Origin of the sequence: Inhella inkyongensis (assembly GCF_005952805.1) — a bacterium.
Lineage (GTDB): Bacteria > Pseudomonadota > Gammaproteobacteria > Burkholderiales > Burkholderiaceae_C > Inhella > Inhella inkyongensis.
The window spans coordinates 1,768,360-1,780,544 of sequence record NZ_CP040709.1; the positions used below are offsets into that span (position 1 = coordinate 1,768,360).

General features: G+C 66.5%; 17 protein-coding genes. 14 read left to right on the forward strand and 3 right to left on the reverse strand.

Going from position 1 to position 12,185, the window contains the following annotated elements; translation table 11 throughout:
• The first annotated feature begins 154 nt into the window (after nucleotides 1-154).
• The 11 genes from FF090_RS08555 to FF090_RS08605 all read left to right on the forward strand — a co-directional run bounded on the left by FF090_RS08555 (nucleotide 155) and on the right by FF090_RS08605 (nucleotide 9,148).
• A complete protein-coding gene (locus FF090_RS08555; protein WP_138856322.1) occupies nucleotides 155-937 on the forward strand; it encodes an SDR family oxidoreductase in 783 nt (260 codons plus the stop codon).
• A gap of 138 nt (nucleotides 938-1,075) precedes the next feature.
• A complete protein-coding gene (locus tag FF090_RS08560; protein WP_138856323.1) occupies nucleotides 1,076-1,714 on the forward strand; it encodes a YceH family protein in 639 nt (212 codons plus the stop codon).
• Nucleotides 1,711-2,820, forward strand: a complete 1,110-nt coding sequence (locus tag FF090_RS08565; RefSeq protein WP_138856324.1) for a PLP-dependent cysteine synthase family protein — start codon at nucleotides 1,711-1,713, stop codon at nucleotides 2,818-2,820. Before FF090_RS08560 ends, FF090_RS08565 begins: the two co-directional genes overlap by 4 nt.
• Entirely contained in the window at nucleotides 2,817-3,569 is a 753-nt protein-coding gene (locus FF090_RS08570) for a substrate-binding periplasmic protein (RefSeq protein WP_138856325.1), read from the forward strand. The genes FF090_RS08565 and FF090_RS08570 overlap by 4 nt, the downstream gene beginning before the upstream one ends.
• A gap of 50 nt (nucleotides 3,570-3,619) precedes the next feature.
• Nucleotides 3,620-4,981 (forward strand): cyanophycinase, encoded by a 1,362-nt coding sequence (locus FF090_RS08575; RefSeq protein ID WP_138856326.1) that lies wholly within the window; start codon nucleotides 3,620-3,622, stop codon nucleotides 4,979-4,981.
• A 7-nt stretch (nucleotides 4,982-4,988) separates the two neighbouring features.
• Nucleotides 4,989-6,092 (forward strand): succinylglutamate desuccinylase/aspartoacylase family protein, encoded by a 1,104-nt coding sequence (locus FF090_RS08580; RefSeq protein WP_175423585.1) that lies wholly within the window; start codon nucleotides 4,989-4,991, stop codon nucleotides 6,090-6,092.
• A gap of 98 nt (nucleotides 6,093-6,190) precedes the next feature.
• Nucleotides 6,191-6,955 carry an ABC transporter ATP-binding protein gene (locus FF090_RS08585; protein ID WP_138856328.1) on the forward strand — a complete coding sequence of 255 codons (765 nt, stop codon included), beginning with the start codon at nucleotides 6,191-6,193 and terminating at the stop codon, nucleotides 6,953-6,955.
• A 238-nt stretch (nucleotides 6,956-7,193) separates the two neighbouring features.
• The gene (locus FF090_RS08590; protein ID WP_138856329.1) at nucleotides 7,194-7,637 is read left to right on the forward strand and encodes a hypothetical protein; all 444 of its coding nucleotides are present in this window, start codon (nucleotides 7,194-7,196) and stop codon (nucleotides 7,635-7,637) included.
• An 86-nt stretch (nucleotides 7,638-7,723) separates the two neighbouring features.
• A complete protein-coding gene (locus FF090_RS08595; RefSeq protein WP_138856330.1) occupies nucleotides 7,724-8,116 on the forward strand; it encodes a hypothetical protein in 393 nt (130 codons plus the stop codon).
• A gap of 253 nt (nucleotides 8,117-8,369) precedes the next feature.
• Complete coding sequence (locus FF090_RS08600) at nucleotides 8,370-8,879, forward strand: hypothetical protein (protein ID WP_138856331.1); 510 nt, start codon at nucleotides 8,370-8,372, stop codon at nucleotides 8,877-8,879.
• Between the two features lie 53 nt (nucleotides 8,880-8,932).
• Complete coding sequence (locus FF090_RS08605) at nucleotides 8,933-9,148, forward strand: hypothetical protein (protein ID WP_175423586.1); 216 nt, start codon at nucleotides 8,933-8,935, stop codon at nucleotides 9,146-9,148.
• Nucleotides 9,149-9,191: 43 nt separating this feature from the next.
• On the opposite strand, the gene FF090_RS08610 is transcribed toward FF090_RS08605, so the two are convergent.
• A complete protein-coding gene (locus FF090_RS08610) occupies nucleotides 9,192-9,680 on the reverse strand; it encodes a copper chaperone PCu(A)C (RefSeq protein ID WP_138856333.1) in 489 nt (162 codons plus the stop codon).
• 136 nt (nucleotides 9,681-9,816) lie between these two features.
• Between FF090_RS08610 and soxR the strand changes: the two genes are divergently transcribed.
• From soxR to FF090_RS08625, 3 genes are all read left to right on the forward strand, one after another.
• Complete coding sequence (gene soxR / locus FF090_RS08615) at nucleotides 9,817-10,269, forward strand: redox-sensitive transcriptional activator SoxR (protein WP_138856334.1); 453 nt, start codon at nucleotides 9,817-9,819, stop codon at nucleotides 10,267-10,269.
• Between the two features lie 61 nt (nucleotides 10,270-10,330).
• Nucleotides 10,331-10,726: an MAPEG family protein gene (locus tag FF090_RS08620; protein WP_138856335.1), complete on the forward strand. Its 396-nt coding sequence runs from the start codon at nucleotides 10,331-10,333 to the stop codon at nucleotides 10,724-10,726.
• Nucleotides 10,723-11,148, forward strand: a complete 426-nt coding sequence (locus FF090_RS08625; protein WP_138856336.1) for a VOC family protein — start codon at nucleotides 10,723-10,725, stop codon at nucleotides 11,146-11,148. The genes FF090_RS08620 and FF090_RS08625 overlap by 4 nt, the downstream gene beginning before the upstream one ends.
• Here the strand turns inward: FF090_RS08625 and FF090_RS08630 are convergent.
• Nucleotides 11,077-11,637 carry a disulfide bond formation protein B gene (locus FF090_RS08630; RefSeq protein WP_138856337.1) on the reverse strand — a complete coding sequence of 187 codons (561 nt, stop codon included), beginning with the start codon at nucleotides 11,635-11,637 and terminating at the stop codon, nucleotides 11,077-11,079. The genes FF090_RS08625 and FF090_RS08630 overlap by 72 nt on opposite strands.
• Nucleotides 11,634-12,104 (reverse strand): RidA family protein, encoded by a 471-nt coding sequence (locus tag FF090_RS08635; RefSeq protein ID WP_138856338.1) that lies wholly within the window; start codon nucleotides 12,102-12,104, stop codon nucleotides 11,634-11,636. The genes FF090_RS08630 and FF090_RS08635 overlap by 4 nt, the downstream gene beginning before the upstream one ends.
• Nucleotides 12,105-12,185: the final 81 nt, after the last annotated feature.

Here is a 12,185-nt window from a genome sequence, read left to right on the forward strand (position 1 = left end):
GGTGGATGAAGTTGTTGGAGCGGATCTTGGATGGGCGCGGATTCTAGGGAGGATGGAATAAAACGAACGGTCGTGCTTTTTTGTTGGAGCCCAGGCTCTAGAACCGGTGCGGGTTTGCCCCGTGCTAACGTGAAAGTCTCCCCAAGGAACCGCCATGAGCTATTCGATTGATCTCTCCGGCCGAGTGGCCTTTGTGACCGGGGCCTCCAGCGGCCTGGGCGCGCAGTTCGCGCGCACCCTGGCCTCGGCCGGCGCGGCCGTGGTGCTGGCCAGTCGCCGGGTGGAAAAGCTCAAGTCCCTGCGTGCCGAGATCGAGGCCGCCGGCGGCGACGCCCACGTGGTGGCCTTGGATGTGACCGACATCACCAGCATCCGGGCCGCGGTGGCGCATGCCGAGACCGAGATGGGCACCATCGACATTCTGGTCAACAACAGCGGCGTCTCGACCAGTCAGCGCATCGTCGATGTGAGCGCCGAGGACTGGGATTACGTGATGAACACCAATCTGCGCGGCGCCTTTTTCGTCGCGCAGGAAGTGGCCAAACGCATGTTGGCGCGCGCCAAGGGCTCGGCACCCGGCAGCTTCACCGGCGGGCGCATCGTCAACATCGCGTCGATGGCGGGCCTGCGCGTGTTGAGCCAGATCGGCATTTACGCCATGAGCAAGGCGGCCGTGGTGCACATGACGCGTGCGATGGCCCTGGAGTTTGGCAAGTACGGCATCAATGTGAACGCCATCTGCCCGGGCTACATCGACACCGAGATGAACCACCACCATTGGCAGACGGCGCATGGCAAGCAACTCATTGAGATGCTGCCCAGGAAGCGCGTGGGCCAGCCGCAGGATCTGGACACGACGCTCTTGATGTTGTGCGCCAACGAGAGTCGCTTCATCAATGGCGCCATCGTGCAGGCGGACGACGGCTTCGGTGTTTGAGCCCACCCCCCGAAGCGGCCCAAGAAGCCGCCTCCCCCCTCAAGGGGGGCATCGCCAGTGGCCTGGCAAAGCCAGATCCACGGCGATCGCTTGATCAAGTGAGACCGAGCCTGTCCTGCGAGCCGGTCATTTGCCGAGGTGTTTGTGATTCGTGAATTGACTCCCGTCGAAGCCCGGGTGCTGGCCGTGCTGGTGGAAAAGCAGCACACCGTGCCCGACAGCTATCCGCTCTCGCTCAATGCCCTGACCCTGGGCTGCAATCAGAAGACCGCGCGTGAGCCGGTGATGAATTTGAGCGAGGCCGAGGTACTCGCCGCGCTCAATGCGCTCAAGGACTTGAGCCTGGTGTTCGAGGTCAGCGGCAGCCGGGTGACGCGCTTCGAGCACAACCTCAAGCGGGTTTACGGCATTCCCGGTCAGTCCGAGGCCTTGCTGACCACCCTGGTGCTGCGCGGGCCGCAGACCGTGGCCGAGCTGCGCCTGAACTGCGAGCGTCTGCATCGCTTTGCCGACCTGTCATCGGTCGAAGGCTTTCTGGACGAGCTGACCACGCGCGAGCCGCCGCTGGCGCGCCTGCTGCCCAAGGCGCCCTGCGCGCGCGAGCCGCGCTGGGTCAGTCTGCTGTGTGGTGCGCCCGACCCGGCGAGCTTGATCAGCGCCCCAGTCCAGAGCGGGCGCTCCGAGCTGGCCGAGGAGGTCGCCGCGCTGCGCGTCGAGCTCGACGCCCTGAAGGCCGAAGTGGCCCAATTGCGCCAGGCGCTGGGAGAGGGCGCATGAGTGCTGCCCCGGACCGCGCCTGGGTGGCCGAGTGCGTCCGCAAGATCGAGGCGGACTTTCAGCGCAGTGCCGACACCCACCTGATCCCGCTGGACTTGCCGGGCTACCCCGGCATCGACTTCTATTTGAAGGACGAGAGCAACCACCCCAGTGGCAGCCTGAAGCACCGGCTGGCGCGCTCGCTCTTTTTGTACGCCCTGTGCAATGGCTGGCTGCGCCCGGGTGCGCCGGTGGTGGAGAGTTCCAGCGGCAGCACGGCGGTCAGCGAGGCCTATTTCGCCCGGCTCCTGGGCTTGCCCTTCATCGCGGTGATGCCAGCCACGGTCAGCGAGGCCAAACGCCGCGCCATCGAGTTCCAGGGCGGCCGCTGCCACCTGGTGGCTGATCCGACCCAGGTCTACGCCGAGGCCGCGCGGCTGGCGCGCGAGGGGGGCGGTCACTATATGGACCAATTCACCTTTGCCGAGCGGGCCACCGACTGGCGGGGTAACAACAACATCGCCGAGTCCATCTTCAGCCAAATGGCGCGCGAGCGGCACCCCATTCCCACCTGGCTGGTCTGCAGCGCCGGCACTGGCGGCACCCTGGCCACCCTGGGGCGCTTTGTGCGCTACGGGCGCCATGCCACCCAGGTGTGCGGGGGCGACGCCGAACGGTCGGTGTTCTTTGACCACTATCTGCAGCGCGACCCCAGCCTGAGCCTGGATTGCGGCTCGCGCATTGAGGGCATTGGCCGGCCGCGTGTGGAGGCCAGCTTTCTGCCCGATGTGATCGATGCCATGGTCAAGCTGCCCGATGCCTGGAGCGTGGCGGCCATGCGCTCCTTGAGCGAGCGCCTGGGGCGCCCGGTGGGCCCGTCCACCGGCACCAATCTGCTGGCCGCGCTGGCCTGTGCGCGGCAGATGCAATCGCGTGGCCAGGGCGGCTCCATCGTCACCCTGCTGTGCGACAGCGGCGAGCGTTACCGCGATAGCTATTTCGACCCCGCTTGGTGTGCCCAGCAGGGCTTGGTCGATGAGCAGGCCACCCAGGGCGTTGCCGCGCTCTTCGAGGGCCAGGATGTGCCGGCGCTGCCCTGGAGGCTGGCCGGTCGCTTGGTGGCATGAGCCCGGGGCGGACGCTGAGCCTGCGGCGACGCCGGGGTCTGGTGGCCGGACTGGCGGGGCTTGCCGGACTGGGTGCGGCCGCAGCCGCGACCTCAGGTGCGGCCTTGCGCGTGATGGTCAACGAGGTGGCGCCCTATTCGATGCGACGGGGTGAGCAGATCGTCGGCATGCACCCCGAGATGGTGCGGGCGATCTTTGAGCAGGCCGAAGAACCCATCGTGCTCAACACTGCGCTGTATGCGCGGGTGTCGCGCGCACTGCGCGATGAGGTGGCCGATGTGGTGGTGGCGCTGGAGGGGCCGGACCTGGATGCGCAGGGGCTCCGCTTGGGGGCCCTGCACCCGGTGCGCATGCTGATCCTGCCGCGCAAGGGCCTGGTGTTAAACCAGGTGGCCCAGCTGCGCGGTCTGACCCTGGGTGTGGCGCGCGGGGCCTTCTATGGCGACTCGATCAACAACGACGCCGAGATCAAGAAATTCCCGCTGCCCGATCCCTTCACCGGCGTGCGCATGCTCGCTTTGGGCCGGCTGGATGCGGTGATTTCGACCGACTACCTGTTGACCCATGCGCTGCGTCAGGAGGCCGTGCAGCGCGAGGCCTTCGGCGCCGCGCTGGTCTATGGCGACGCGGCCTATGCCCTGTATGGACGCCGTGATCTGCCGCCCGAACGCGTGGCCCGGCTGCGCGCCGCCGTGGCGCGGCTGCAGCGCCAGGGCCGGCTGGAGGCCCTGGTGCGGCCCTACGAGTAAGGGGCGCCGACGGCCGGTGGTTATGCTCGCGCCCCAGCCGGAGGGGTTGCATGAAGAGACGCAGTTGGATGGCCCAGGCCGTCGGCTTGGGCATGGCCCTGAGCTCGCCGGCCTGGACGTTGGAGGCCCGGGCCCAGAGCACCGCGCCCAGTGGGGCACGCCAAGGTTTGGTGATGGCCCTGGGCGGATCAATCCGCTTTGACAACACCGCCATCTGGACCCGGCTCATACAGGAGGCCGGCGGCAAGGGCGCGCGCTTTGCCATCTTTGCCACCGCTGCCGGCAACCCCGACCGCACCGCCAAGCGCCTGCAGCGCACGCTGGAGCATTACGGCGCCAAGGCCGAGATCATCCCGGTGGCGCCCCGGCTCAAGGATGTGGACTGGCGCAGCGCCCGCGATGACCCGCGGCTGATCGAACGCGTGGCCGCCATGGATGCGGTGTTCTTCTCGGGCGGCTCGCAGGGCCTGATCGTCGACACCCTGCGCCCCGAAGGGCAGGACAGCGCCATGCTCAGCGCCATCCGCCGCGTGCACGCGCGCGGCGGCGTGCTGGCCGGCACCAGCGCGGGGGCGGCCATCATGAGCGCCTGGATGTTCCGCGACGCCCCCAGCAATCTGGCCGTGCTCAAGGGTCAACTGCGGGACGGTCAGGAGATCGATCGCGGTCTGGGCTTCATCGGCAACGATTTCTTCATCGACCAGCACTTCCTGCGGCGCGGCCGCATTGGCCGCCTGCTGCCGGCCATGCGCAGCAAGGGCTACCGCTGGGGCCTGGGCATCGAGGAGGACACTGCCGCCATCTTCTGGGGCAACCAGGTCGAGGTGGTGGGGGCGCGGGGCGCCTTGCTGGTGGACCTGGGCCAGGCCGAGCACGACGACCGCCTGGGCCCCTTCAATCTTCGCGGCGTGCGCCTGAGCTTTCTGGACCGTGGGGACCGCCACGATCTGGCCAGCGGCGTCAGCACGCCCTCGACCACCAAGCTCAGCGACCAGCGCATCGACCCCAACGCCCCCGACTTCAAACCCTATTTCGAGCGCGGCAGCTTCTATGCCGACATGCTGGGCGACAACGTCATCGTGCGCGCCATGGTGCAGCTGGTGGACGGGCCGCAGCGCGAGCTGCGCGGCCTGGCCTTCAATGGCGAGGGCTTGCAGAACGTGGTGCCGCCCGCGCCCGGCCGTCGCCCGCCCGCCAGGACTCCCAGCGAAGACGAAATGGGCTTCGAGTTCCGCCTCTACGTGCTGCCCGAGACCCTGGCCTATTACACCGGCGCCCTGGGCGGCGAGGACTACACCGTGCTGCGCGTGGGCCTGGACGTCACCCCGGTGCGCATGAATGCGCCGCTCTATCAACCTTGGCCGCAGCCCAAACCCGGCCTCAAAGCCCGGCCGGCGATTCGCAAGCCCTGAACCCCTTATGCAGATTCAAGAACATCGCCTCATTGGCAGCCCCAGCGGCACCCAGCGCACACTCACCACCCTGCATTTCGGCGCCGGTGCGCGCCGCGCTTATTTGCAAGCCAGCCTGCACGCCGATGAGGTACCGGCCATGCTGGTGGCCCAGCACCTGCGCCGCCGCCTTGCCGAACTGGAGGCCCAGGGCCGGCTGCGCGGCGAAATCGTGCTGGCCCCGGCCTGCAATCCGCTTGGCCTGTCGCAGCAGCTGTTTGGCCGCCATCAGGGCCGCTTCGAACACGACAGCGGGCACAACTTCAACCGCCATTACCCGGATCTGGTGGCGCAGGCCATTGCGCGCGTGCAGCTGGGCGATAACGCCGCGCAGAACACCGAGACCTTGCGCCAGGCCATGCTGCAGGCCCTGGCCGAGCACCCGGTGCAGACCGAGCTGCAGCACCTGCGCAAGATCCTGCTCGGCCACGCCCTGGCGGCCGAAGTGGTGCTGGACCTGCACTGCGACAACGAGGGCGTGATGCACCTCTACAGCGTGCCCGAGCAAGCCCAGTGCGTGCGCCAGCTCGGCGCCTGTCTGCAGGCCGAAGTGGCCCTGCTGGCCAATGAGAGCGGCGACTCACCCTTTGACGAGGCCTGTTCAGGCCCCTGGTTGAGGCTGCAGCAGCACTACCAGGGCCGTCACCCCGTTAACCTGGGCTGCTTTGCCGCCACCGTCGAGCATCGCGGTGTGTGCGATGTGCGGCACGACCTGGCGGCCCAGGACGCCGAGGGCCTGCTGCGCTTCTTGGGCCTGCAGGGCTTCATCAGCGGCATGGACGCGCCATCCGCGCATGACTGCGCGCTGGTCCCGTTGGCGGGCTCGCTGCCGGTGACGGCCCCGCATGCGGGTGTGGTGGTCTTCACCCGGCCGCTGGGTGGCCCTGTGCGCCAGGGCGAGGTGCTGGCCGAGCTGATCGACCCCGTCAGCGGCCACTGCAGCGAGCTGCGCGCGCCGGTGGACGGCATCTACTACCGCCGCGAGCAACAGCGCTGGGTGCAGGCCGGGGCCACGGTGGTCCAGGTGGCCGGCCGCGAAGCCCTGCGCTCGGGCAAATTGCTCTCCGCTTGAAGGTATAACCGCCCCCAGCCCCCCTGCGGTCGCCACCCCAAAAGGGGGCGCTCGCGGGCTCGGGAGCGGCCCGCCGCCTGCGAACCCTGGATCCAAAAATGCAAAGTCTGACCGTCGAAAACCTGCATAAAAAGTACGGCGAGCGCGAAGTGCTCAAAGGCGTGTCCCTGGCCGCCAAGCCCGGCGATGTGATCACCCTGATCGGCTCCAGCGGCTCGGGCAAGAGCACCTTTTTGCGCTGCCTGAACCTGCTGGAGCAGCCGCACCAAGGCCGGCTGAAGCTGGGCGACGAAGAATTGCGCCTGGTGCCGGACCGCGACGGCAGCCTCAAGGCCGCCGACGCGAACCAGCTGCAGCGCTGGCGCGCCCGCCTGGCCATGGTGTTCCAGAACTTCAACCTCTGGGGCCACCGCACGGTGCTGGAAAACGTCACCGAGGCGCCCATCCATGTGCTGGGTCAGCCCAAGGACCAGGCCGTGGCCAAGGCCGAAGCCCTGCTGGCGCGCGTGGGCGTGTCGCATCGCAAGGACGTCTACCCGGCCCAGCTCTCGGGCGGCGAGCAGCAGCGCGTGGCCATCGCCCGCGCACTGGCCGTGGATCCCGAGCTGATGCTGTTCGACGAACCGACCTCGGCCCTCGACCCCGAACTGGTGGGCGAGGTGCTCAAGGTGATGAAGGATCTGGCCGCCGAAGGCCGCACCATGATCGTCGTCACCCACGAGATGGGCTTTGCTCGCGAGGTGTCGAACTACACGATGTTTCTGCACCAGGGCAAGGTCATCGAAGAAGGCCATCCCAAGGACATCCTGATCAATCCCAAGAGCGAGCGCCTGACCGCGTTCCTGTCGGGGGGCTTGAAGTAGACCTCGCCAAGCGCATCCAGGCCGGACGCCTGGGCGAGGCCAGGCTCGCTGCGGCATTTGCCGGTTTGTTATCCGGGTTGCTGACTTGCAGATCAGCCGCCAAGTGCTGGACGGGAAAGGGTGTTTTCGGCTCCGACCGGGTCTGTGTTAACCGGCCACGCCCAGTGTTATCCGGCCGCGCTGCGGCTTAAAACCAAGTTAGCCCTCACGAGTGATGTCACAAGTCTCACTAGACGCGTTGGCCGCACTGCTTCGCTATTGCGAACAGTTTGCCAAGCAGATGCTTTCTGACGCAGGGGAGTTCCATCCGTTCGGTGCGTTCATCAACTCAAGCGGCGAACTCGAAGCCTTGGGTGGCTACCTCGGTACAGAGTTTCCTTCCGGAGGCGAGCTCTACACGCTCCTTGAAGGCGCGCTCGCTTCTATGGTTCACGAGCGCAAAGCTCGTGCGTATGCACTCGCGGCCAACGTAAACATGCCGGCACAGGTGTCCTCAATATTTACGGATGGTGTGCGCGTTCACATCGAAGCCCCTGGGTACTCGAGACTTGTCTACACGCCGTACCGCCTGCTCTCGTACCGAGCGATTCGTAAGTTTCTTGCCGTGGTGCCCACAGTTGAGTATGCAGAACCTATCGCTGTCGATGTCCCCAACAAAGTCTTTGCTGCGGCTGAGGGCTAACCTTTCGTTGCAGCCGACCCTGGCCGGCTGCGCCGTCCGGTCGGCTGAACTCCAACGTTAGACAACAAGGGAGCCACTGCGAACATATGAGCGATTACGTCGTCTATCACAAGGCAGAAAAGATGGGCTATCAAGCCCTAGACATTGAAAAGCTGGCGATCTACACAAAGAAGCCAACAGATGGCAAGGCAGGAAATCGAATCTGGCTAATTGCAGGCGAAGGCAGCCCTCGGCGCTACTACCTGAGGGCAACCTTTCTCATCGGTGGAGTCGAACCGTCGGAAAAGCCAGAGTTCAAGTCTCGGGTAACTGGGACCGACGGGCAATTGCTAGATCCAATGCCTCTTCTCAATAGTGAGGCATGGCTTCCTGGATTTGTGGAGGAGCAAGGTCGCTTCGCCTTTGGGTTCAATCGAATTCAGAATGCCGCTGCAGTTGCTGGCCTGCGGAAGTTGCTGCTTGCAAGCACTCTTCGGTAACCGGCTATGCACTTACTGGCGCACAGCTTGTTGTCTAACCAGTCGCTCAACCGGACCCGCAACGGCATGCCGCCTTCGGGCCTCATTTCATTCTGGCCCTGCGGCGTCATGCCGTCTCGGGCCGGTTAGCTCAAACGCTAGGACGTGCAGGATCCTTCGTGCTGGCGAAATGCTTGGCGGACTGTGGTCCAGTGCGCGAAGGCCGGTGACCACTGATGTTTAACCCCCCATGCTCAGTGCCAGCCAGCCTCGAATGCGCCGCGTCTTTACATTGATCGCCGCCTTGGCTGTGTTCCTGCCCCTGAGTGCCTGCGCGCCGTGGCCGCATATCGAGCATCACCGCCCCAGCATGACGGGGCGACTGATGGAGGCCGGCCAGCCGGTTGCTGGCGCAGAGCTGTTCCTGGGGGCTCAGCCGGGCTCGAACCAACCTTGCCGCGAGGTGGGTGAGCGCCTGGGCGTTTCTGGCCTCGATGGTCGCTTTGGCGTGGCGGCGCTTTCGAGGACCGTGCTGATGCATTCGTGGATTCAGTCACCCGAGCAGACGGGTCAACTCACCGCGCTGTGCATCCGGCGCCCGCCCCAGGACGTGCAGATCGGGGCGTTGGTGTGGATGTTCATCGACAAGCCGCTGAGCGTCACCCTGGAATGCGAGCTGTCCCGGGCCCGAGGCCGTCAGGACTTGGGTAATGCGCAGGTTTCCAGTCCCCTGGGCCAGCCGCAGTTCTGTCACGCCGCGCGGGTGCCTGCGCAGGCCAGCTGACTCGCAGTTGGCGCCGCCCCCTTTTGGTATTGTTTTTTCTACGGAGATTCAGTATGTCCAACGCTGTCTTTATCGCCCTGGGCGCCTCCGCCATCGGTTTGCTGGTGGTTTTCTTCAGCGTGTTTGTCGCCAGTTCTGCCCGCAAGAAGATGGCCGCGCAACAGGCGGTGCAACAGGCGGCACAACAGGCGGCACAACAGGCGGCACAACAGGCGGCACAACAGGCGGAAAAAGCCGGCTTGGCCGATGACCGGCCAGAGGCGCGCTGAGCGCTGACGGGCGGCGGGGCCGCAGGAGCGGTCCGCCGCCGTCTCAATGCGCGGTGTGTGAGGCCCGTCGGTCGCCGTGTCCGGCGACGAAGCCCAATCCCCGCACCGGGGCCTTGAGCTCCAGCACCTCGGGCTTGCCGTCGTTGCCCTTGAATTCCAGACGCACGCTGACTTGTTCGCCGGCCAGCAGCGGGGCCTTGAGGTCCATCAGCATCAGGTGCAGGCCGCCGGGTTTGAGCTGCACCGCTTGTCCGGCTGGCAGGTTCAGGCTGTCCACCGCGCGCATGCGCATGGTGTCGCCGTCCATCTTCATCTCATGGATCTCGACCCGCGCCGCGGCCGGGCTGCTGGCACCCATCAGACGCGCTCCATTGGGCGAGCGCAGCTCCACAAACAGGCCGGTGGCCTTTTGCGCCGGCACGGTGGCGCGCACCCAGGGCTCGGTGGCCTGGGTCTGGGCCAGGGCCGGCTGGGGAAGGAGCAGGGCAGCGCCCAGCAGGGCCGGGCTCAGGAGGCGGAGGGCGAGGTTCATGGGGCGGGATTGTGCAACTCTGCGTGGCTGGCCGGGGCGGCCAAGGCGAGGCGGGCTTCCAAAGCTGAAGTGAGCTTCAATTCGAACGCAGAATGCAGTTTGAAGGCAGCAAGCCTCAGCCCCCCCGGAGCGGCCCATGGAAGAGAGTTGGATGCCCATTGGCGAGTTGGCGCGGCGCGCCGGCCTGGCCAGTAGCGCGCTGCGCTATTACGAGAAGGAAGGCCTGATTGATGGCGGGCGGCGCCAGAGCAGCGGGCACCGCCACTACCCACGCCATGTGTTGCGGCGCCTGGCCTTCATTCGCGCGGCTCAGCAGGTGGGTTTGACCCTGCCCGAGATTCGCGGCCTGCTGGCCACCTTGCCCGAGGCCCGCACCCCCACCAAGGCCGACTGGGAGCGCCTGAGCCGCCAGTGGCTGCCGCTGCTGGAGGCACGCATTCGCGCGCTGCAGACCCTGCACGACAAGCTCACCGGTTGCATCGGTTGCGGCTGCCTGTCGCTCAAGGCCTGCGCGCTCTACAACCCGGCGGATCAGGCGGCGGGCAAGGGGGCAGGGGCGCGCTACTTGCTGGGCGATCGGCCCGAGTGAATCCTTCCCCCTAGGATGTCGGCTCTCGGCCCATCGGGCCGCTTCAACCGAAAGAGACGAGATGCACGCTGTGGACGTGGTGGCCATGCTGGCCCTGTTGCAGTACCTGGTGTTCGGCAGCCTGGTGGGCAAGGCGCGGGGGCGCTATGGCGTCAAGGCGCCGGCGGTGACCGGCGCAGAGGGTTTTGAGCGCGTCTACCGCGTGCAGATGAACACCTTGGAGTTGCTGGTGCCCCTGCTGCCGGCGCTCTATGGCGCGGCGCGCTACTGGCCGCAGGCCTATGTGGCTGCGGCCGGTGGGGTCTATCTGGTGGGGCGGGTGCTGTACTACCGCGCCTATGTCAGCGAGCCCAGCTCGCGCGGGCTGGGCTTTGTGCTGAGCATTGCGCCGGTGATGACCCTGGTGATCGCCACCCTGGTGCCGGCTTTGCTGGGCAAGCCCCTGCTCGTCGCATGATCCTCGCCCATCGCCATGTGTTGGCCGTGCCGGATCTGGCCCGCAGCTGCGCCTTCTATCAACAGGCCTTGGGATTTGCCGTGCACGAGATGGGCGACCCCGGATGGCGCTGGCTGGAGCGCGATGGCTGCGTACTAATGCTGGGTGAATGCCCTGAGGCCCTGCCGGCCCAGGAGCTTGGAGACCACGGCTACTTCGCCTACTGGGAAGTGGACGATGTTCAATTGGCCTACGAGCGCGCGCTGGCCGCCGGGGCCGAAATCCTCAAGCCCCCCACGACTGAAGCTTGGGGCATGAAGGAAATGGCGCTACGAACCGTGGACGGCCACCGGCTGGTCCTGGGCCAGGATTTACAGCCGCGAGTGGAACTGGCTGTGCGCATGCGCGCTGCTTTCACCCGGGCGGCGCAGCAGCAGGCCTAAGCCGATGGCCAGGCACATCAGAAACATCAGCCCGCTCCAGATTTCATAGGGCAGGCCCAGCAAGCGGTACTTGCCGGCTTCATTGCAGTTGGCCGTGATCATGAAAACCTCGGGCCAGCGCGTTTCCAGGTCGAAGTAGGTCAGAACACGCTCGGGCATCGAGAGCGCACAACTGGCCGACTCGGCCGCCACCTCGTGTTGGTAGGTGGCGGCGACAAGGCCGGCCAGGGCCAACAGCACCAGCGGTGCGCTGAACACACGCACCATTTGCTGGCGCGCGCGGCCGGCCTTGACGCACAGTGCCACCACGCCGCCCGCCAGGCAGACGGCCGCGATGCCCATGAAAATCAGGCGTTGCAGCACGCACCAGGGGCAGGGCCGCACGTCATAGACATGCTGCGCCACCAGTGCGCTGCCCAGCGCGGCCAGGCAGGCCAGCGCAATCAGGAAGAGCAGGCGCGGGCTGTGATCCAGAAAACGTTCAATCACTCGGCCAGCTCCGCAATCATTTCAATCTCCACGCAGGCGCCCAGCGGGATCTGCGCCACCCCGAAGGCACTGCGCGCATGGGCGCCGACCTCGGGGCCGAACACCTGCACCATCAGCTCGGAGGCGCCATTGGTGACGAGGTGCTGCTCGGTGAACTGCGCGGTGGAGTTCACCAGGCTCATCAGCTTGACGATGCGCTTGACGCGCCCGAGGTTGCCGGTGGCGGCCTGCAGGGTGCCCAGCAGGTCGATGGCCACGGCGCGTGCGGCGGCCTGGCCGGTGGCGGTGTCGACGTCGGCGCCCAGCTGACCCACCCAGGGCTTGCCGTCCTTCTTGGCGATGTGGCCCGACAGAAAGACCAGATTGCCGCTGCGCACGAAGGGCACATAGGCGGCGGCGGGCACCGCCACCGGGGGCAGGGTGATGCCAAGGGCTTGGAGGCGTTCGGCGATGTCGGCTGCGGGCATGGTGGGGGTCGCTTCAGCGGAAAGAGTTAAGGGGGAAAGGGCGGAATCGTAGCGGCATGGGATTGCTCTGCACTTCCCTCC